Source organism: Myxococcus sp. RHSTA-1-4 (genome assembly GCF_020037125.1).
Lineage (GTDB): Bacteria > Myxococcota > Myxococcia > Myxococcales > Myxococcaceae > Myxococcus.
Map to the genome: position 1 here is coordinate 278,754 of NZ_JAIQDG010000001.1, position 19,149 is coordinate 297,902.

The 19,149-nt window shown below is 70.4% G+C and carries 18 protein-coding genes; 6 read left to right on the top strand and 12 right to left on the bottom strand.

The features are described from left to right. Positions 1 to 72 precede the first annotated feature (72 nt). From K8638_RS01130 to K8638_RS01155, 6 genes are all read left to right on the top strand, one after another. On the top strand, positions 73 to 1,371 hold the full coding sequence (locus K8638_RS01130; protein WP_370643892.1) for an ATP-binding protein: 1,299 nt from the start codon (positions 73 to 75) through the stop codon (positions 1,369 to 1,371). After that, the gene (locus K8638_RS01135) at positions 1,368 to 2,717 is read left to right on the top strand and encodes a sigma-54 dependent transcriptional regulator (RefSeq protein WP_223752492.1); all 1,350 of its coding nucleotides are present in this window, start codon (positions 1,368 to 1,370) and stop codon (positions 2,715 to 2,717) included. The genes K8638_RS01130 and K8638_RS01135 overlap by 4 nt, the downstream gene beginning before the upstream one ends. A gap of 188 nt (positions 2,718 to 2,905) precedes the next feature. Continuing rightward, a complete protein-coding gene (locus tag K8638_RS01140; protein ID WP_223752493.1) occupies positions 2,906 to 5,293 on the top strand; it encodes a hypothetical protein in 2,388 nt (795 codons plus the stop codon). A 6-nt stretch (positions 5,294 to 5,299) separates the two neighbouring features. Continuing rightward, a complete protein-coding gene (locus tag K8638_RS44790; RefSeq protein ID WP_305071135.1) occupies positions 5,300 to 5,905 on the top strand; it encodes a hypothetical protein in 606 nt (201 codons plus the stop codon). 151 nt (positions 5,906 to 6,056) lie between these two features. Next, positions 6,057 to 6,449 carry a hypothetical protein gene (locus K8638_RS01150; RefSeq protein ID WP_223752494.1) on the top strand — a complete coding sequence of 131 codons (393 nt, stop codon included), beginning with the start codon at positions 6,057 to 6,059 and terminating at the stop codon, positions 6,447 to 6,449. Positions 6,450 to 6,521: 72 nt separating this feature from the next. Further along, complete coding sequence (locus K8638_RS01155) at positions 6,522 to 7,715, top strand: acyl-CoA dehydrogenase family protein (protein ID WP_223752495.1); 1,194 nt, start codon at positions 6,522 to 6,524, stop codon at positions 7,713 to 7,715. Positions 7,716 to 7,796: 81 nt separating this feature from the next. On the opposite strand, the gene K8638_RS01160 is transcribed toward K8638_RS01155, so the two are convergent. From K8638_RS01160 to K8638_RS01215, 12 genes are all read right to left on the bottom strand, one after another. Continuing rightward, positions 7,797 to 9,611 carry a hypothetical protein gene (locus K8638_RS01160; RefSeq protein WP_223752496.1) on the bottom strand — a complete coding sequence of 605 codons (1,815 nt, stop codon included), beginning with the start codon at positions 9,609 to 9,611 and terminating at the stop codon, positions 7,797 to 7,799. Between the two features lie 97 nt (positions 9,612 to 9,708). Further along, positions 9,709 to 10,479, bottom strand: a complete 771-nt coding sequence (locus K8638_RS01165) for an Imm49 family immunity protein (protein ID WP_223752497.1) — start codon at positions 10,477 to 10,479, stop codon at positions 9,709 to 9,711. After that, positions 10,476 to 11,603 (bottom strand): hypothetical protein, encoded by a 1,128-nt coding sequence (locus tag K8638_RS01170; RefSeq protein WP_223752498.1) that lies wholly within the window; start codon positions 11,601 to 11,603, stop codon positions 10,476 to 10,478. The genes K8638_RS01165 and K8638_RS01170 overlap by 4 nt, the downstream gene beginning before the upstream one ends. After that, positions 11,600 to 12,928: a TIGR02270 family protein gene (locus tag K8638_RS01175; RefSeq protein WP_223752499.1), complete on the bottom strand. Its 1,329-nt coding sequence runs from the start codon at positions 12,926 to 12,928 to the stop codon at positions 11,600 to 11,602. Before K8638_RS01175 ends, K8638_RS01170 begins: the two co-directional genes overlap by 4 nt. Positions 12,929 to 12,935: 7 nt before the next feature. After that, a complete protein-coding gene (locus K8638_RS01180; RefSeq protein WP_223752500.1) occupies positions 12,936 to 13,535 on the bottom strand; it encodes an imm11 family protein in 600 nt (199 codons plus the stop codon). A 27-nt stretch (positions 13,536 to 13,562) separates the two neighbouring features. Further along, positions 13,563 to 14,411 carry an AHH domain-containing protein gene (locus K8638_RS01185; protein WP_223752501.1) on the bottom strand — a complete coding sequence of 283 codons (849 nt, stop codon included), beginning with the start codon at positions 14,409 to 14,411 and terminating at the stop codon, positions 13,563 to 13,565. Positions 14,412 to 14,434: 23 nt separating this feature from the next. Next, positions 14,435 to 14,947 (bottom strand): DUF6484 domain-containing protein, encoded by a 513-nt coding sequence (locus K8638_RS01190; protein ID WP_223752502.1) that lies wholly within the window; start codon positions 14,945 to 14,947, stop codon positions 14,435 to 14,437. 33 nt (positions 14,948 to 14,980) lie between these two features. After that, positions 14,981 to 15,442 carry a DUF4150 domain-containing protein gene (locus K8638_RS01195; protein WP_223752503.1) on the bottom strand — a complete coding sequence of 154 codons (462 nt, stop codon included), beginning with the start codon at positions 15,440 to 15,442 and terminating at the stop codon, positions 14,981 to 14,983. A gap of 91 nt (positions 15,443 to 15,533) precedes the next feature. Continuing rightward, positions 15,534 to 17,168 carry an FAD-dependent oxidoreductase gene (locus tag K8638_RS01200; RefSeq protein ID WP_223752504.1) on the bottom strand — a complete coding sequence of 545 codons (1,635 nt, stop codon included), beginning with the start codon at positions 17,166 to 17,168 and terminating at the stop codon, positions 15,534 to 15,536. A 49-nt stretch (positions 17,169 to 17,217) separates the two neighbouring features. Further along, positions 17,218 to 18,714 carry a polyamine aminopropyltransferase gene (locus tag K8638_RS01205; protein WP_223752505.1) on the bottom strand — a complete coding sequence of 499 codons (1,497 nt, stop codon included), beginning with the start codon at positions 18,712 to 18,714 and terminating at the stop codon, positions 17,218 to 17,220. 36 nt (positions 18,715 to 18,750) lie between these two features. After that, on the bottom strand, positions 18,751 to 18,978 hold the full coding sequence (locus K8638_RS01210) for a DUF350 domain-containing protein (RefSeq protein WP_223752506.1): 228 nt from the start codon (positions 18,976 to 18,978) through the stop codon (positions 18,751 to 18,753). Beyond that, positions 18,978 to 19,139 carry a hypothetical protein gene (locus tag K8638_RS01215; protein WP_223752507.1) on the bottom strand — a complete coding sequence of 54 codons (162 nt, stop codon included), beginning with the start codon at positions 19,137 to 19,139 and terminating at the stop codon, positions 18,978 to 18,980. The genes K8638_RS01210 and K8638_RS01215 overlap by 1 nt, the downstream gene beginning before the upstream one ends. Positions 19,140 to 19,149 lie beyond the last annotated feature (10 nt).

A 19,149-nucleotide genomic window follows, 5' to 3' on the forward strand; every position in this document is an offset into this window, starting at 1 on the left:
TTTTAGTACGCCCGTGGCGCGGAATTCCTGACCTGACCCGCGGGGTGGGTGTCGCGATATGAACCCCGAATCATGCGTGGCTCCCCGCCCCTTCCGGCGCCCCCCGAGGCTCCTGCACCACCCCCGCCGGCGGCCGGGACAGCTCCCGGTAGCACGCAGGGCGCCCCCTCGCCTCCCCCGCCCCGCTTCCGCCGCAAGCTGCTCGCGGTGATGCTGCTCGCGGGCCTCGTCCCCCTGGTCTTGCTCGGCGTGCTGGCGCAGGGCGCGCTGGAGCGGGTGCTGTCCGTCTCCATCGCCCCTGTGGAGGGCGTGCTGGACGGCGTCTCCGCGGACCTGGAGCGCCGGGGCCTCCCCCAGGACGCGCTGAACGAGGCGCGGCTCAACCTCGCCCAGGCGGAGCTGGCGCGGCGGGCCCTGGTGCGCCGCGTGCCCGCGTTCATCGCCGGACTGGTGCTCGTCTCCGGCGCGGTGCTGGCCCTCGCCGCGGTGCTGCTCGGCCGTGCCCTCACCCGCCCCGTCGCCACCCTCACCGAGGGCATGTGGGCCTATGCGCGCGGAGACCTCACCGTGCGTCTCGCCACCCCGGAGCCCCCACGCGACGAGCTCCAGTTCCTCCTGGGCCAGTTCAACCGCATGGGCCAGGAGCTGCTCGCCCAGCGCGAGCGCCTCAAGGCCGCGGAGCAGATCGCCGCATGGCAGGACGTGGCCCGCGCCCTCGCTCACGAGCTGAAGAACCCGCTCACCGCAATGAAGCTCTCGCTCGCGCGTCTGTCCCGCACGGATGCGAGCACGCCCCCCGACACCACCCGCATCACCGAGGCCGTCGCCCTCCTCCAAGAGGAGGTGGACCTGCTCATGCGGATGACCCAGAGCTTCTCCACCTTCGCGCGGCTGCCCGCTCCGCGCTTCCAGGACGTGGCCCTGCGCCCACTGCTGGCCGAGGTGTGCTCCCTCTACGCGGGCACCTCCCCCGTCCCCGTGGAGCTTGCCCCCGGTCCCGACACCGCGCTGCGAGCGGACCCGGACGGCCTGCGCCGCCTCTTCGGCAACCTGGTGAAGAACGCCACCGAGGCCTCCCCCGTCGGCGCCCCACCCGTGCGCGTCGCGCTGGAGCCCCTGTCCTCGGGCGCCGTGCGGGTCACCGTGACGGACGGTGGCAGCGGCGTCCCCACCGTGCTGGAAGGCCCCGCCCTCACGCGCGGGCTCTTCAGCACCAAGCCGGAGGGCAGCGGCCTGGGGCTGCCCATCGCCCAGAAAATCGTCCACGAGCACGGCGGCACCCTGCGCCTGGAGCCGGCGCCCGGGGGCGGTACGCTGGCGCGCGTGGACCTGCCCCTCGTCCCTCCCGCCTCCGCCCCGGTCACCGCATGAAGCCCGGTCCCCGCATCCTCGTCGTCGATGACGACCCTGGCGTCCTCAAGGCCCTGCGCGGGCTGCTGAGCGACGAGGGCTTCACACCCGTGGAGGCCCGCTCCACCGCCGAGGCCACGCGGCTGCTCGACGCGCCCGAGGGCCCGCCCGCGCTGATGCTGCTGGACATCCGCATGCCCGGCGAGACGGGCCTCGAATTCCTCGCGCGCCTGCCCCGGCCGCTGCCCGTGCCGGTGGTGGTGCTGTCCGGCGAGGCCTCCCCGGCCGAGGCGGTGCAGGCGCTGAAGCTGGGCGCCACGGACTTCGTGGAGAAGCCGCCCTCGCCCGAGCGGCTCCTCACGGCGCTGCGCAATGCGATGGCGCTCGGCGCGCTCCAGGAGGAACGCGAGCGGCTGCTGGACGCGCTGGCCCGCCCCGGACACCTCGTGGGCGACAGCCCGGCCATGGAGGCGCTGCGCCGGCTCATCGCGCGCGTGGGGCCGAGCGACACGGCGGTGCTCATCACCGGCGAGACGGGCACGGGCAAGGAGCGCGTCGCGCGGGCGCTGCACCTGGCCTCGGGGCGCAAGGGGCGGCTGGTCGCGGTCAACTGCGCGGCCATTCCCTCCACGCTGCTGGAGAGCGAGCTCTTCGGCCACGAGAAGGGCGCCTTCTCCGGAGCGGTGTCCCGGCGCGCGGGCCGCATCGAGCAGGCCCACGGCGGCACGCTGTTCCTGGACGAGCTGGGCGACATGCCGCTGGAGCTCCAGGCCAAGCTGCTGCGCGTGCTGGAGACGAAGGAGGTGGAGCGGCTGGGCGGCTCGGTGCCGGTGCCCGTGGACGCGCGCGTCCTCGCGGCCACGCACCAGGACCTCGCCCGCGCGGTGCGGGAGGGCCGCTTCCGGCAGGACCTCTTCTTCCGTCTCAACGTGATGCCGCTCCAGATTCCGCCGCTGCGCGAGCGACCGGAGGACCTGCTCCCCCTCGCCCGCGCCTTCGCCGCGGAGCTTGCCGGGCCCAACGTCCCGCTGGTGCTGGCTCCGGGCGCGGAGGCCGCCCTGCGTGCCTACTCGTGGCCCGGCAACGTGCGCGAGCTGCGCAACCTCATCGAGCGCCTCAATCTGTTGCGCGGCGACGGTCCGCTCACGCTGGGCCCCGAGGCCATCACCGGCCCGCTGGCGCCCGCCGCGCCACCGCGCACCACGTTGGGAGACAAGAGCTACCGCGAGCACGTGGAGGACTTCGAGCGGGACCTCATCCGCGCGGCGCTCCAGCAGGGGGGCAGCATCGCCGGCGCCGCGAGGCTCCTACAGGTGGACCGGGGCAATCTCTATCGCCGCATCAAGGCCCTGGGCCTGCCGGTGTGAACCCTCGCAATCGAAGTAGGCGCCCCCACATGGAGGCCTGATGCGGTCTACCCCAGGCAAGCACCGGCGCGTGGCGGATGTCGTTGCCACATCACGGCTCGACATCCGGATGTGCCCATGACATCGACACGTCTGCCCGCCCCTCGTCCTTTCAAGCACTTGCCTGACACCGCCGGCTGGAACGGCACGTGCTCTCCCGTCCGGACATGAACCGCTTCGCACTCCTTCTCTGTCTCCTCAGCATGACCGCGGCGGCGCAGCCGGCCCCGGATGCCGGCGCTCCCGCCTCACCCACCACGCCCCCCGAACCCGGGCCCCGCGAAGAAGCCCGCGCCGAGGCCTCGGAGGACGAATGGGGAAAGTGCCCCGAGGACTTCGAGGACTTCGAGGACGAGGACGAGCACGAAGCGTCCGTCCTCGCCCCGCTCCAGCTCAGCCTGGACGGGCACCCGCTCACGCCCACGCGCATGGAGCTCCACGGCCTCCGGCAGCTCACGGACACGCAGGTGCGCGCGCTCATCGGTGACTCCCTCACGGGCGCCGAGGGCGAGACTCCGCTGACCGCGGAGCGGGCGCAGACCCTCCTCCGCCGCCTCGCGCGCACGGGCCTCTTCGCCCGCGTGGAGCCGCGGCTCCGAGTCCCCGAGCAGGGCCCCGTGGTGATGGAGGTCCACCTGGAGGAGCACCCCATCGTCACCTCCGTGGAGCTGGAGGGCCTCCAGGACCTCCAGGCCTCCGAGCTGCTCGAGGAGCTGCTCCGCCTGCCCCACCGTTCCTCCGGCAAGGACAAGGATGATGACGAGGACGACGATGACGTCATCGCCACGCTGCGCATCGACTCCCGGCGAGGGACGCTGTCCGTCGTCCGCCATTGCCCTCCGCCACATCCTCCGCTCGAGTGGCTGGCCCGCCTGGAGGACGACACGTTCCGGTCCGGCGTCATCCTGGGCGGCGTGGCGCGGGCGCTGGAGCGCACGCTGGAGGACCTGCGGGGCGACGGCTATCTCCTGGCGAGCCTCACCGCCACGCTGCACCCGGACGGCCGGCTGGTGGTGACGGTGGACGAGGGCCGGCTGGAGGCCGTGGACGTGGAGGGCGTCCCCCCGGAGATGGCGGCGCGGGTGCGCGAGGCGCTCGCCCTGAAGCCCGGCGACGTCTTCCTCCGCAGCGACGCGAGGCGCGCCGTGGAGCGCCTGGAGTCGCGGCTGCCCTTCCTGGTGGCCGCGGACGTGGACGATGAGGACAACGGGCTGCGCCGGAAGGCGCGCATCGTCGAGGTGCGCGAGGCCGACGGCACGCGCAACTACCGGACGGAGGAGGCCCCCCGCAAGAAGCGCCGCCGTGAGCAGGTGGAGTTCGAGCTGAACTGGCGGGAGCTCGTCGAGTGGTGGGAGAGCGAGCGGGACGGCGAGGGCTTCACCCTCGAAGAGAAGCGCCTGGTGGTGCACGTGCGCCCGCGCCGGCCGGACCTGGACCTGGACCTGCTGCCGGTCCACACGCAGGTGACGGGCTTCGCCCCGGGCGTGGCGGGCCACCTGCGCATCTGGGACCCGGGGGATCGGGCCCACCTCACGCTGGACGCGGCCTTCTTCATCCCGCTGCGCCTCGGCGGCCAGCACCTGCCGGACGACCCGGAGGGGACGCGGGAGCAGCGGCAGGTGAACCTGCTGGGCGGGGCGAAGGCGCAAGTGCCGGCCGCGAGGCTCGCGGAGGTGGGCGTCCAGGGCCACGACTTCACCGACACGCTGGACCGCTGGCGGCTGAGCGACATCGACTCGTACATCTACTCGGCCCTCATCAACCGTCCGGACCGCGAGTACTTCCGCCGCAAGGGCTTCACGGCCTTCGCCACCTGGCGTTGGATGGAGGAGTGGCTCGCGGGCGTCGAGTACCGCGCCGACCGCTACGAGTCGATGCGCAGCTTCACCCCGCCCCTCAGCCTCTTCCGCCGCGACTCGCCCCCCTTCCCCAACGCCCCGGTCAGCGAGGGCCACTTCCGCTCTCTCGTGCTCCGGCTGGAGTACGCCAGCGACGCGCCGCCCGGCGCGAACGTGGGCTCGCTCTTCCGCACGCCGGAGACGTCCCTCTTCAGGCGGAACGGCGACTGGAACGCGCGCGCCTCCCTGCGCGGGCTGCTCACGCTGGAGGTGGGCGACGGCCCCGGGGCCTCCGGCGCGGACACGCGCTTCTGGAAGCTGGTGAGCGACCTGGCGCTGGACGTGCCCACCGGCATGAACTCCGGAGTGCGCCTGCGCGTGCGCACCGCCGGCGGTGAGGACCTGCCCGAGCAGAAGCGCGAGGCGCTGGGTGGCTGGAGCGCGCTGCGCGGGTTTGGCTTCAAGGAGCTCCGTGGCGACGTGTCGCTGCTGACCACCGCGGAGTACCGCTGGCACGTGCTCGGCATCTTCGCGGACGTGGGCTCGGTGCGCATGGACGACGCGTGGACGGAGGCGCGGCTGGGTGTGGGCGGCAGCTTCCACTTCGGCGACGACGTGCGGTTCGACGTCGCCTGGCGCACGGACCAGGAGGCCACGGCCACGCCCGAGGCCCGGCTGCTCTTCGTGCGGACCTTCTGACGGCGCATGGGACGGCATGACACACGGTGGGGGCGGAGGCTCGGCGCGGCGCTGGTGGCCGCGGCGGGACTTCTCGCGCCCCGGGCCCACGCGGAGGAGCCACGCGCCGCCTGCACCGCCACCCTCTCCGGGCGGCGCGTGGTGGCAAGGGTGGAGGCGCTCTCGTTCGTCTCGCCGGAGCTGGACCGGCTGGTGCGGCTGGGGCTGGCGGGGAAGCTGGAGGTGGAGCTGACGCTGTGGAAGCGCCGCGCCCTGTGGTTCGACGCGCGGGTGGACGGCGCGCGGCTGACCCAGGTGCTCGCCTTCACGCGCGGCGGCTACGTGCTGGATGGAAGGCCCCTGCCGGCGGGCCCCGGAGCGATTGAATCGGAGCGCGTGGCCTGGACGTTGGACGAGCGCCCCGAGGCGGAGGAACGCTTCGTCGTCCAGGTGGAGGTGCGGCTGCAGGTGGTGACCGCCGCGAGCCTGGGCCGGGTGGCGTCGTGGCTCACGCAGGAGAAGACAACTCCCGCCGAGGAGCGCTCCGCGCTCACCGGCACGCTGCTGCGCTCGGTGGCCGAGGACCTCTCCCGGGGCGCCTCGGCCCGCTGTGAAGTCTCACGCCCTCCCTGAGTCACGGCGGGATGGCGACGAAAGGGTGAAGGGCCACTGGCCGGAGCGGCCCGCCACCCGGCAACGACTGTCTGGAACACCGCCCGTGCCAGCGCGGGCGCATGGACTCATGGACTGCCCGGCCACCTGGCCGAGGCGGGAGGACACCCTCATGCGCTGTTGGATGCCCCTGCTTCTCGTCGTGACCTCGGCGTGCGGCGCCCTGCCCGAGCCGCTGTCTCGCGCACTCTGCTCCGCCTCCTTCACCGCGGAGCCCGTGGCGCGAGCGCAGCGCACCGTGCACGTCTACGTCCCTCCCGATGTCGAGGACGTGGGCGCCCGGGCTCCGCTGCTCTACCTGGGAGACGGCGAGGCCCGCTTCTTCCCCGGAGGCGCGGGAGAGGCCTCGCACTCCGTGGAGCCCGGGCCGAGCGAGCTGGTGACACTGCTGCGGCGCCCGGACATCGTCATCATCGCGGTGGACCGGGAACCCGGCTCCATCGCCCACGCTCCCGGGGAGCAGACGCACTACGTCACCCACGGGATTCCCCGCCCGCCGACATGAGGGGCGAGTCGCGGAGGACGTGCGGGGAGCATGGCTGGAAACCCGTGCCCCGTCCTTCATAGGCTCCCGGCCATGACGAGCCCACACCCCCTCCCCGCCGAAGCGACTCCCGAACCCTCCGCGCACCCGCTGCTGGCCATGGCCGGAGAGCTGTTCCCGCGCCTGTCCGCGCGCTCGGACGAAATCGAGAGCGCCCGCCGGCTCCCACCGGACCTGGCCGCGGAGCTGGCCCGGGACGGCTTCTTCCGCATGATGATTCCCGAGTCCCTGGGCGGCCTGGAGCTGCATCCGGCCGTATCCTTCCAGGTCATCGAGTCGGTCGCGAGGGCGGACGGGTCCACGGGCTGGTGCGTGATGATTGGCGCCGCCACCGCGCTGACCTCCGCGTTCCTGTTCGAGCCGGCGGCCCGCGCCATCTTCAGCCGCCCGGACATCATCACCGGCGGCGTCGCGGCCCCCATCGGCCGCGCCGAGCGTGTCGACGGGGGCTACCGCCTCACCGGCCGCTGGCCGTGGGCGAGCGGCTCACAGCACTGCCAATGGCTGGTGGGAGGAGGCGTGGTGACGGAGGGCGGCAAGCCCCGCATGGTGCGCGAGGGCGTCCCGGAGACGCGCCTGTTCTTCTTCCCCGCGGAGCGCGCGGTGCTGCACGACACGTGGTTCGCCTCGGGCCTGTGCGGCACGGGCAGCGGCGACATGGAGGTGAAGGACCTCTTCGTGCCGGACGAGTACTCCTTCTCACTCGTCGGCCAGCGCCCGCGCATCGACAGGCCGCTCTATGGCTATCCCTTCGGCCTGCTGGGGCTGGGAATCCCCGCGGTGGCGCTGGGCATCGCCCGCCGTGCCATCGACGAGCTGATGGCGTTGTCGCGGCAGAAGACGCTGATGCTGGAGCGCCGCCTGCTGGCCGCGCGTCCCGCCGCGCAGGAGGCCGTCGCCGACGCCGAGGCCACCGTGCGCTCCGCGCGCGCCTTCGTCCTCGAAGCCATCAACAACATCCACGCCGAGTCCACGCGCGGCCCCGTCTCCGTGCGTTCCCGCGCCGAACTGCGGCTGGCCATGACGCACGCCACCCGGAGCGCGGCGCGCGCCGTGGACCGCATGTACGAGGCGGCGGGCGGCACCGCCGTCTTCCGCTCCAGCCCGTTGCAGCGCTGCTTCCGGGACGTCCACACCGCCACCCAGCACGCCATGGTGGCGCCGCCCACGCTGGAGCTCACCGGCGGCCTGCTGCTGGGACAGGAGCTGCCCACCTTCACGCTGTAGCTCGCGCCTCGACGGCGAAGGCCCGGCCCCACCTGGGGGACAGGTGGAAACCGGGCCTCGCGGGACGGCGGCGTCACGGGCTCAGTAGCAGGTGCCGCTGCCCTTATCGAAGATGGCCGTGAAGTTGGCGCCGTTGTTGTAGACCTGCAGCTTGCGCAGCCCGTAGCCCATGTTCGCCTCGTTGTTGTAGATGGCCTGGTACGCGCCCATGCCGCCATTCACATAGACGTGGGGCGCGCAGCCGCTGGCGTCATTCGCGGTGTAGGCGAAGCGCGGCGGGCTCTGGGTGGCGTCCGCGACGATGTTGTCCACGTGCAGGCCCTGGGCCGGCAGCGAGGCAATCTCCGACTCCGCGTACGTCTCCGTCGCGCCGTAGCGCAGCCAGCGCGTGTTGGTGTCGTAGTTGGTGAACAGCACCGCGTAGTACTGCACGCCGCCCTCGCGGTAGGGGAAGAAGTCCTCCACGCGCCAGCCCGAGTTCACCACGTAGGTGGTGTAGAGCGAGTCCAGGGCCGCCTGCGTCAGCCGGTGCTCGAAGCGCGTCTGCTCGTTGGTTCGCAGCTTGCCGAAGATGGCGCTGAAGAGGGCCTGGCCGCCGGAGTTGATGCGGACGCGCGTCTCTCGCGGCACGTAGCCCGACAGGGCCCACTGGTCCACCACGGTGTTGAAGCTCGCGCTGGTCAGCCCCGCCTGCACGCCCCAGCTCTTGTCCGTGGAGTACTGGTACGAGCCCGCCACGCGCAGCGTGCCGTTCACCTCGTAGAAGCTGAGCGTCTTCGGGCGGTAGCTCATGCCGCTGTAGTACTCGGGCAGCTCGACGAAGGTGTCCCAGGTGACGTTGTGGAAGTCCGGGTAGTGGGGCATCCACAGGCGCGGGTAGTACGTGGGCTGGAAGCCGTCGTAGCAGCCGGTGGAGACCTTCTCGTAGACGCCGTACGGGTCCACCTCCACGGCCACCTTCGGGTCCGTGGGCGTGGGCGCGCCGATGTACACGTGCAGGTGGTTGTTGGCGTGGTTGCTGGCGGGCTTGCCGTCCTCGGCGAGCGTGCCCGTGGACATCGTGTTGCCCGACTTCGCGATTTTCTGCCCCTGCGTCACCCACTGGCCCAGCGTGACGGGGATGGTGTCGCTGTCGGTGCCCCAGGACGGGTGGTACGGGTAGTTCTTCGCCATCAACTGGTAGCGCGCGCACCAGTCATTGCCCACGGGACAGGTCATCGCCTTGACGGCGGCCACGTCGTTGGCGCGGCCGTTCCGCAGGTGCATGTAGAAGCTGTAGAGCTTCTTCCCGTTGGCGCCGGTGTGCTCGAGGACCACCGTGTTGCCGCCACCGCCGGCCGGGCCGTCGAAGTAGATGCCGATGACCTTGCCATCCGCGATGGCCAGCACGTCGAAGCTGGGGTCCTGGTCGGCCGGCGTGCCGGAGCGGCTGATGTCCAGCCCACGGTGGATGCCGCCGCCGTTGTAGCGCCAGCCGTGTCCCAGCCGCACCTCGGTGCCGGAGATGTACGGCGAGTTGGAGGTGAAGGGAAGCCGCAGCGGCAGCGGCGTGCGCAGGTTGCGCAGGAAGCTCTGGGCATCGGCCGTGGTGGCGAAGGCCGAGTACGGACTCTTCAGGTGGGTGAGCATCCGGTTCTGAAGGTCCGTCTTCAGCGCGGACGCCGGCAGGGCGTCGACGGCCTCGCGCCACTCGTCCAGCTCGCCACCGGCGGCCGTCTCCAGCGACTCGTAGCCGGAGGGGTCCGGGGTGATGCACGTCTCGGCGAGGGTGTCGACCAGCTCGGGCTGTTCCTGCTCGCCCAGGCCCATGGGCTGCGTGTCGTCGATGGGACCGCCACACGCGGTGAGGGCGAGTGGGAGCAGCGCCGCGGAAAGGTATCGGTTCTTGATTTTCATACCCCCTCAACGGGGGGTTACCGGAATCTTCCCGCGGCTCCTCCGCGGCAGGTCGTCGGAGGAAACCGTTCAGCGTCGGGCACCCGGGCGACGCACGTCAATCCCAGAGCTTGCGCCACGCTTCAGCCGAGAACGTGATGCGACCGCCCTTCCTCGCGGTGGAGGGCACATGCAGGTAGTCCCGCTCCGTCTCCAACCCCTTGTGCTCGGCCAGCCGCACCAACGCGAGCCCCTCCACGCAGAGATTGCCCTCAGTGGCGGACTCCTCCTCCATGAGCGCTCCGCTCTCGTTCAACTCCGCCATCAGGTCGCCGCGCTCCGAGAGGAAGAGTGCGAGTGACGCGTTGAAGCCGTCCGCGTCATCATCGAGCAGCGCCTTGCAGACGGCCAACCTCGAGTCCTCCGAGCCCTGGAGGGCGGCCTCGTAGCGTTCGAGCATGTCCGCGCCGGCCCGGGGCGTGGCGCCGAGGAAGAGTTGCTGCATCAGGAACTCGGCGAAGAGGAAGTCCTCCTCGTACTCCTCGCCCTGGGCCCACGAGCGGCGCGAGCTCCGGGCGATGAGCGCGGCGCCATCGAAATCCCCCGAAGCCACCGCATCGAAGAAGGGCAGCGCCTTGCTCGTCAGCGTCGTGCGCGGATCCGCATAGCCCAGGAAGTGCGCATAGGCCCGTCCGCTGTGGTGGAGCATCTGACGGAACACCTTGGGGGCGCTGCCCAGGAAGAGCGCTCCGATGCCCGCCGTGCGGAAGTTCTGGCAGAACTCGAGGATGGCCGAGAAGTCGGCCCGGCCCTCCACCACGTCCGGCAGCAGCTCCTCGTTGTCCTCCAGTGCGTTCTGGACGAAGACGGGCAGGAATTGGGAAGTCATCTCGACACCTCCTTGCGCAGCAATGGTGAGCGCACCGGCGCGTCCAATCCCTGGACCGCCATGCACCCCACGGCCCCCTCGTCGGAGGCGGACACCACGAGCGCCACCCGCGAGCGGGCATGCCCCCAGGCCAGTCCGTAGGAGGCCATGCAGAGCCCCAGCGCCGCGCTGGCGCTCCCCGTGTCCCCCACGGAGGAAGCCACGGTGTGGACCCGAGCGTCCGCCAGCACCGGGCGCAGCCTCGCCAGGGCGCCACCCCAGAGCCGGGAGCGCCAGGACTCCCCGTTGAGGTCGACGTGGAAGTCCCCGTCGAAGGGCAGTGTCACCGAGGCACGCTCCAGGGCCTCCCGCACACACTCCGCCAGGGCAATGCCAGGGAAGTGGCGGCGCCCCGGCTCGGCCGACGTTTCCTGCCCTGTCGCCGCGGCGATGACACGCACGAGGGGCACGGCCTCGCGGCGGCGCGCTTCCGCTTCGCGCTCCAGCAGGAAGCACACCCCCGCTTCGCCCGGCATCAGCCCCACCGGTTGCATGTCTGTCTTCAGCCGCCGCTCCCGTGCCAGGCGCGTCAGGGGCAGCGGCGTGAGGTAGGAGTCCACGGCCACGACGAGCAATCGGTCCACCGCTCTCTCCGCGAGCAACCGGAGTCCGCGCTCCAGGGCCACCATCAATCCGGCGTGTCCCACCGCCACCACCTGCATGAGGTTCGCCGGAACGGCGAGGTCCAGCTCATCTCGCAGGGGCCGGAGGGTGAGGTCGACGAGCGGGGCGACCGCGTCTTCATCCATGGGCAGCAGGTCCCCCGGGACAGGCAGCACGCCCGCCAGCTCCGTGCGTGCCCAGAAGCGGGAGTCGTCAGCCCGGGGAACTCCGGGCGTGCCGAGCAACTCTTCCGCGCAGCCAAGCGCCAGACGCTGCCAGCGCCCCACGAGGCTGAAGCCCTCCGTGTAGCCCTTGAGGGGATGGCCCATGAGCCCCACCTCCTCCTGGGACTCCTCGTCGAGAACGCGGAAGTAACCCAGCTTCCGGGGCCGGCTGATGCGCGCACGGATGGCGGCACAGGCGGCGAGAGCGCCGCGCCCGACGGAGGTCACCGCGCCCATCCCCGTGATGACGGCCGTCATGCGCTCATGAACCGGGCAAAGGGGCCCGCCTGGAAACGGGGAGCGTGCCGGGCCGCCGTCCCGAGCACCCCGCGCTGCTCCCAGCTCCAGGCCCGGGGCTCCACCTGGATGGAGCCTCGCGTCCTCACCGCCAGCTCCCATGCCAGGCCCGGGCGCCACGGCCCGGGCGCCTCTTCCAGGGCGGTGAGCAGCGACTCCAGCGACCACGGCCGCCCGCACAGATAGCGGCCCCCGGTGGGGAGCCGGGCCCCCGCGACCTTCCACCAGGTCTCGATGGCCTGGAGGAGCACGGTTCCCTTCATCATCACCGGGCCGGGCAGGGCGGCTCCGCTCTCGGGCTCGTCCTCAGCCGGCGCGTCCTCTTGCTGCCCGGAGGGCACCATCAGCTTCTCCACGGACAGCCCGCTCACGAGCGCCAGGGGGGCCGCCGCGGCCGGCTCGCCCGCACGCAGCCAAGTCAGCAGCGACTCGATGGCCGCGAGCCTCCCGGCAAACCCCAACGCCCAGAGGGCCTCGTCACGCAGGTCCGAACGGGAGAGAAGTTCCTGGAGCATCGAAAGGTCCCTTGCTTCGCCCCCCATGGCCAGCGCCATGAGGGCTTGACGAGGAAAGGGCTCGGTCTGCTCCACGATGCGGCGGCAGCGCAGCCACGCCTCCCGATGGCCGAAGATGCACCCGGTCACGAGGGCCGCATCCCTCACCAGGGGATGTCCATGCGCGAGGCCTCGTCCCACCAGCGCCAGCGTCGTGTCAGGGTGGGTGAAGCGAGCCGCCCGAAGCGCCGCCGCGACGACCGCGGGCTCGTCGCGGGTGCGCGTGGACTCCAGGAGCGCTCCGGGGTCCGCGCGGCGGAAGGCGAGGACGTCCAGCACCTGAGCCTGGAAGGGTGTCTCCAGCGCCGGAAAGCACTCCCGGAGCGCGGGCTCCACCGCCCCTGGGCAAAGCGCGAGCCCCGCCAGCAGGGCGGCGGGCTGCTCCGTCTCGGGAAGCGTGGAGAGCACGGCCCCGCTCCAGTCCCGGTCCTCCGAGGCCAGCAGACAGAGGGCCGCCACCGCCACTTCACCTGGCAGCCCCTCTCTCAGTGCGGGCAGCAGCAGCCGCTCCGCTGCACGTGGCCCCGCGTGCAGCAGTCCTTCCAGATGCGCCACGAGCCGGTACTCGTCTCCCTCCGCGACGTCGGCCAGGGACTGGTCCGGCGCGCGCAAGGAGCGCTCCCGCTGCGTCCAGAGGAAGTCCGCCTCCTGGAAGTGCTCTTCGACGACATCCCAGAGAATGACGGGAGGCGCGGACGACTCGGGAGGGCTTGGCGAAGGGGCCAGGGACACGTTCCACTCACTTGCCGCCGCTGAGAGGCAGCTCCGCCCAGAAGATGTTGCTGAAGTTCCGGGCCTTGAATTCGCGAGCCAGCTCCAACCCCACCACGTAGTGGGCCGGGTCCCTGTCGATGCGGAAGAACTGGGGCGCGTCCTTCACCTTCTTCCGGTCCAGCACATGCTCCTTGATGGCGATGATTTCCTCGGGGTTCTCGTCATCCCACTTGATGACGCTCTCCTTCATGTCGAGACAATCAAAGGTGCCTATCGGGTTGATGATGAAGTAATCCCGGCTGTGGACCCGCTTGCGGTGGTCGTAGAGCGTGAACGGCAGGTACTCAATCTCGTTCTTGCAATGCTTCTCGATGGCTTCCTTGAAATCGCGGGAACCCAGAATCATGTTCCGGGTGGTGCCGAGCAGGGGCGACAGTTTGATGCCCGGGTTCTCCGGATTCATGAAAATCTTCGCGTCCTTCGGGTAGTCCTTTCCGAAACGCTTACCCATGCCGGCGCGATAGGATAAAGGCTCGATTCCATCCACGAAGTTGTCAATGAAGCAGAGACTGTCGTCGTCCGGATCTCCAAGGCAGTCCAGTTCGAAGAATCGTAGGTCTTTCATTCGATTTTCCACCGGGAATGAGGAAGCTCAGAGACTTCCGTAGTCGGCCTTCTTCGACGCCTTCTTCACGAAGCTGGAGGCGGGCATGTCATCAATCGACTGACTGCGGCCTTTTTCCTTCATCTTCACGCCGGCCCCTTTGATCTCCGAGTACAAGTCCTCGGAAACCTCCTCAATCTGTCTCCGGCACTTCCTGTACCTTGGCAACCTGCCCTTGCACTCATCGACCTTGTCCTTGAGTGGATGGAAGATGTCGTCAAGCCGCTTCCGGACATGCTTGCTGTAACCCTTGTGGGAGCGCGTCCTCCGGGTCTTCCGGTGCCGGGGGAGCCCCAATGCCAGGGACACCCTCTTGTCCATGGGCAGGATGATCATGTTCAGCGTGCCATTGAGGTTGTAGCCCTCCCCCATCAGCCCGCCGCGAACCATCAGGATGATGGGGCCTTCCAGCCTGTGCCCCCTACCCACGCTGAGGATGGCGCCGCGCAGCACGCTGTTGGGCACGATGTGATGCGCCTCGTGCCAGTACGGCGTGCTGGCGTTGGTCCGGAAGTTCTTCATCGTCTTCTTCTTCCGGTTCTTGAACTCGTACGAGAGGTCCCACTCCCCCTTCTCGGGAGGGCGCGTGGTCCTCGAAATGAACCAGAAGGTCTCCATGAAGAAGCTTCTCTTCCGGACCTTGACGCTCAATGACTCATACGCGGGCCAATTGTAGACGTCCGGGTCGGACAGGGCCTTCTGATATCCCTGCCACTGGTGGCTGCACGGGGCACTCTCCTTGTACCCCTGGTGCCGGTTGAGGCATCCCTTCCCGCCCTCGGAGAAGTGCTTCCCGGGGAGGTTCTTGATGTCCCAGGTATGCTGGGCGTCCGACATGGGAACCTCGTCTCAATCCACGCTCAGTTGATCTGCACCTTGCCGCCCTTGAGGCGCTGCACCTCTTCGGCCTCGGTGCGGATGTTGACCCCGCGCAGCAGCACCTGCCCGTCCCGGCGCAGCGTCAGCGTCGCCTTCCCGCATCGGAGCACCACCTCGTCACGCCCCTCGATGACCACCTTCCTGCCGTCCACCCGCGCCTCTTTCGGAACGTCTTCCAGCGAACGCTCGAGCGCCGCGTCGATGAGCGGCGTACTGCCCGGCGCCTGGAGCAACCCCACCAGCAGCGGCAAGGACGGGTCTCCGTTCTCGAACAGGAGGATGGCCCCCTGCCGTTCATTGGCCGCGCGTGCGAGCCCCCCTGGCTCCAGCGCCAGGGAACTCCGTGCAGGCAAAGGACCCGCGACATTGCCGGTGAAGTCCACCAGTGCCGAGCCATCCGCCGTGGTCCCCACCACCCACCCAACCCTCGGCTCCACGATGCGCTCCCCCGGCAGCGGTCGCGCCAGCTTGCCTCTTGAGGCGGAGGAATCCATGGGTTCTCCCGGGCGCTCGATGGAGCAACGTGCCTAGCGCGGCTCTCCGCAGCAGTCGCACTCATCCTTCGCGGCCTTCCCCATGGCGATGACGGGAGGCTGCATCACGGGCGTGGGCGGCGTATTCTTGTCGTTGTGCAGCATCAGGTCGAACGCCCGCGCGACGTGCTTGCCTTCAATCATCACGTCGAACGAGTAGTTGACGAACTCCGCCTTCCCCTTCGTCTTCCCCGAGGCCACGCCACCCCCCGCCGTCCCGGCCTCATCTCCCGTGCTGGTGCTGAAGTTCGAATCCTCCAGACACAGGGGTTTACCGTCCGCCGTCACCGTCCTGCTGCCCTTCGCGGTGTCCGACGACTTCGCGATATTGGGGTAGGGAATGGGTATGGGACCGCCCGGGCTGGGCGTCTTGCACACGTCGGGAAACGCGACGGTGATGCCGTTGCTGTCCTCCTTGACCACCGACAGCTTGTTGACGCCCACGGTATTCGGCATGACGCCCCCCGCCCGGCAATACATGCCGGCAACGAGGAGGGTCCTCCAACCCGCGGCCCTTTCGCAAACCCGCGCTGTTCACCAACACACGCTACAGCCAGCTCGCCTCGCGCCGGCCCAGCTCCGCCAGCACGCGCTCCGCGGCCTTCACGCCGAACCAGTTGGCCTCCTCGAAGAGGGCCATGCCGCCCAGGTCCGTGTGCGCGAAGTGCAGGCTCCGGCCCAGGCTCTCCTGCGCGGCCTTCTTCGCCGCGCCCCACATGAAGCCCGGCGAGGGCCGCACCATGGCGTGCCCCCAGCGCTGCACCTCCAGCCGCTGCGCCTGCTCGGCGATGCCCGGGTGCGCCGGCACGAGGTCCGCCATGACGAGCGCCTCCCAGTCCGTGTAGCTCGCGGAGAGCGCCTTCTCCCGCTCCGCCTTCACGTCCGCGCCGGACATGGGCAGGTACCAGGTGAGCACCGTGGGGCCCCGCTCGTCCTGGCGGAGGAGCTGGTGCGTGGCCACCACATAGCCCAGGCTGCGGCTCTCATAGAAGACGTTGTCCCAGGCCAGCGGGAAGCCCCGCGAGCGCGGCGGCGAGGACAGCGTCAGGTTGGCCACCACCCACGGGCCATACGAGAAGGCGCCCAGCCACTCCGGCCGCTGCTGGCGCCACGGCGCCACCACGTGCGCCGCCACGAAGCGCGGGCAGGCCAGCACCACCTGCCGGGCCTGGAAGGCCCTCGGCTTGCCCGTGCCCGCCTCCAGCGCGTCCACCCGGCAGCCACCCTCGACGGGCTCCACCGTGTGCACCAGCACGTTGCGCTGAACCGCCCCGGGCGGCAGCGCGGAGGACAACTGGCGCACCAACCGGCCGTTGCCCTCGGGCCAGCTCAGGAAGCCCTCGCTGCGCTCCCCCTTCCCATTCTGCCGCGCGGCGAAGTACCAGATGCCCGCCCACGCGGACACGTGCTCGGACGTGGTGCCGTAGTCATCGCGGCAGGCGTAGTCCACCACCCACTTCAGCCGCGCCGAGCGGAAGCCCTCGCGCTCCAGCCACGCCGCCATGCTCAGCGCGTCCAGCGCCGTCCACTCCGCGTCGTCGCTGGACAGCCCCGAGGGCACCGCGAAGGCCTTGCGCCCCTTCGCGTCGCGCGCGGCGGCGAAGGCATTCATCCGCGCCTCGAAGCGCTCGAATTCCGCCAGGTCCTCCGTGCTCGCTCCGGCGCGCAGGTAGAGGCCCTCGTACCAGTGGCCCCGGTAATAGAGGCGCTCCTCCGGCTCGTGGATGAGCAGCGTCTCCTCGAAGGTGGGGGCTCCTTCCGCGTCCACGCCGGTGACGGCGCCCATCTCCCGCAGCAGCCGCACCACCGGGCCCCGGTCCTCCAGCGGCGCCGGCAGGTAGTGCGCGCCCCACGGGTACGCGGACACGGCGTTGTGCCCGGAGCGGGACGTGCCACCCACGTCCGCTTCGAGCTCCAGCACCCGCACGCCCTTCACGCCCGCGCCCGCCAGCCGCCACGCCGCGGACAGGCCCGCCACGCCCGCGCCCACCACCAACACGTCCACGGGCTCCAGCACGTCGGCGCGGGGAAGCGGCCCGCCACGCAGCTTGTGGCCCACCTCCACCGCGCGGTCGACGATGGCGCCCGGCACGGGCTGCCGGGGCCGCGAGCGCTGGCACGCACTGGCCGCCACCGCCGAGCCGAGGAACGCGGCGATGAGCTCCCGCCGCGTCAGGTGCATCGCCGCCCCGCCTCGCAGCAGGCGAGCGCCGCGCCAGGCTCCCGCCGCGTCAGTTCCACCGCCGCCACTCCTCCTCGTAGTAGTGCACCAGCACCTGGTTGTTCAGCCGGTTCACCTCCGCGGGCAGGGGCCCCATGTCCGGAGGGAAGCGCGTGAGCGACTCCAGCGTGGGCTCGTCCAGGAAGGCCAGCCCCTCCGGCAGCGGGCGGTGCCGGCCCGGCGCGTCGTGCGCCACCAGCACGTAGCCCCACTCGCCGAAGGAGGGCACCAGCGCGTGGTACGGCTCCGTCCAGTAGCCCGCCGCCTTCAGCGTCGCCGCCACGCACCAGAAGGAGCGCCGCGCGAACAGCGGGCTGGTGCTCTGCACCACCGCCACCCCGTCCGGCGCCAGCCGCTTCTTCAGCAGCTTGTAGAAACCGGTGGTGTACAGCTTCCCCAGCGCGAAGTTGTTCGGGTCCGGGAAGTCCACCACCACCACGTCGTACAGCTCCTCCCCTTCCGTGAGGAACTGCATCGCGTCCGCGTTCACCACCCGCATCCGCGAATCGGACAGCGAGCGCCCGTTGAGCTTCACCAGCTCCTCGTAGCCCGTCGCCAGCCCGGTAATCGCCGGGTCCAGGTCCACCAGCGTGACGGAGCGCACGGCCGGATAGCGCAGCACCTCGCGCGCGGCCAGCCCGTCCCCGCCGCCGAGGATGAGCACCCGCTCCACCTTTCCCGCGCGCACCATGGCCGGGTGCACCAGCGACTCGTGGTAGCGGTACTCGTCGATGCTGGCGAACTGGAGGTTGCCGTTGAGGAACAGCGAGAAGCCCCGCTTGCCCCGCGTCAGGACGATGCGCTGGTAGGGCGAGCTGGACGCGTGCACCACGTCATCCGCGTAGAGCTGGTCCTCGTAGAAGGTGGTGAGCCGGTCACCCAGCACGAAGCCCACCAGCAGCAACACCGTCAGCACCACCGCCTTGATGCGCAGCCGCAGCGGGTTGCCCAGCAACGGCGCCAGCAGCCACGTGCTCCACAGGCCCACGCCCGCGTTCAGCACGCCGAACAGCAGCGAGGTGCGCACCAGCCCCAGCTTGGGCACCAGCAGCAGCGGAAAGGCGAGGCTCGCCGCCAGCGCGCCCAGGTAGTCCAGCGACAGCACCTGGCTGACCAGGTCCTTGAACTTGAGCTGGTCCTTGAGGATGCGCAACAGGAGGGGAATCTCCAACCCCACCAGCGTGCCGATGCCAATGACGCTGCCGTACAGCGCCACCCGGAACAGGTCCGTCAGGGTGAAGGTGAGGAACAGCAGCGGCGCGCACAGGCCACCCAGCAGCGCCACCGCCAGCTCCACCTCCACGAAGCGCTGCGCCACCCCGCGCTCGATGTAGCGCGACAGGTAGCTGCCGATGCCCATGGCGAAGAGGTAACCGCCGATGACGGTGGAGAACTGGGTGATGGAGTCCCCGAGCAGGTAGCTCGCGAGCGCCCCGACGACGAGCTCGTAGATGAGCCCGCACGTCGCGATGACGAGGACGGTGACGTACAGCAGCGTCTTGTTCAAGTCGTCACTTCACTTCACGCATGGGCGGCGCGCCGCTCATCCACTGATGGCGGCGGCCACGATGATGGCCAGACCGATGATGAAGGAGCCGATGACGACGCCGACCGCGGTGTTCTGGTCGGCCTCCAGCTCCTTGTGCACGTCGAACGGCAGGATGAGGCGGATGACGTAGAAGCCCGCCACGAATACCGCCAGGCCGATGAGCGAGTAGATGACGCTCGCCAGCACTCCCTGCACGCTTACGACGACGCCGAGTAACAACATCACTTCCCTCCCTGGTAGCCACCGGTCCACAGCAGGATGCCGCCCGGCGAGCGACGCACGTTGCCGGGCACCTGGTCCTTCTGCTCGCTGCTGAAGGGCGACCACCCGGACATCGTCAACAGGGCGTAGCCCAGCAGCACCAACCCACCGAAGAACTTCATGCCGTGCCTC

Excerpts from the sequence above, each read along its gene's own strand:
- K8638_RS01210 (WP_223752506.1), bottom strand. The coding sequence starts at position 18,978 with ATGTTGTTACTCGGCGTCGTCGTAAGCGTGCAGGGAGTGCTGGCGAGC.
- K8638_RS01165 (WP_223752497.1), bottom strand. The coding sequence starts at position 10,479 with ATGACTTCCCAATTCCTGCCCGTCTTCGTCCAGAACGCACTGGAGGAC.
- K8638_RS01160 (WP_223752496.1), bottom strand. The coding sequence starts at position 9,611 with ATGAAAATCAAGAACCGATACCTTTCCGCGGCGCTGCTCCCACTCGCC.
- K8638_RS01190 (WP_223752502.1), bottom strand. The coding sequence starts at position 14,947 with ATGGATTCCTCCGCCTCAAGAGGCAAGCTGGCGCGACCGCTGCCGGGG.
- K8638_RS44790 (WP_305071135.1), top strand. The coding sequence starts at position 5,300 with ATGGGACGGCATGACACACGGTGGGGGCGGAGGCTCGGCGCGGCGCTG.
- K8638_RS01130 (WP_370643892.1), top strand. The coding sequence starts at position 73 with ATGCGTGGCTCCCCGCCCCTTCCGGCGCCCCCCGAGGCTCCTGCACCA.
- K8638_RS01135 (WP_223752492.1), top strand. The coding sequence starts at position 1,368 with ATGAAGCCCGGTCCCCGCATCCTCGTCGTCGATGACGACCCTGGCGTC.
- K8638_RS01185 (WP_223752501.1), bottom strand. The coding sequence starts at position 14,411 with ATGTCGGACGCCCAGCATACCTGGGACATCAAGAACCTCCCCGGGAAG.
- K8638_RS01170 (WP_223752498.1), bottom strand. The coding sequence starts at position 11,603 with ATGACGGCCGTCATCACGGGGATGGGCGCGGTGACCTCCGTCGGGCGC.
- K8638_RS01150 (WP_223752494.1), top strand. The coding sequence starts at position 6,057 with ATGCGCTGTTGGATGCCCCTGCTTCTCGTCGTGACCTCGGCGTGCGGC.
- K8638_RS01200 (WP_223752504.1), bottom strand. The coding sequence starts at position 17,168 with ATGCACCTGACGCGGCGGGAGCTCATCGCCGCGTTCCTCGGCTCGGCG.
- K8638_RS01155 (WP_223752495.1), top strand. The coding sequence starts at position 6,522 with ATGACGAGCCCACACCCCCTCCCCGCCGAAGCGACTCCCGAACCCTCC.
- K8638_RS01180 (WP_223752500.1), bottom strand. The coding sequence starts at position 13,535 with ATGAAAGACCTACGATTCTTCGAACTGGACTGCCTTGGAGATCCGGAC.
- K8638_RS01215 (WP_223752507.1), bottom strand. The coding sequence starts at position 19,139 with ATGAAGTTCTTCGGTGGGTTGGTGCTGCTGGGCTACGCCCTGTTGACG.
- K8638_RS01195 (WP_223752503.1), bottom strand. The coding sequence starts at position 15,442 with ATGCCGAATACCGTGGGCGTCAACAAGCTGTCGGTGGTCAAGGAGGAC.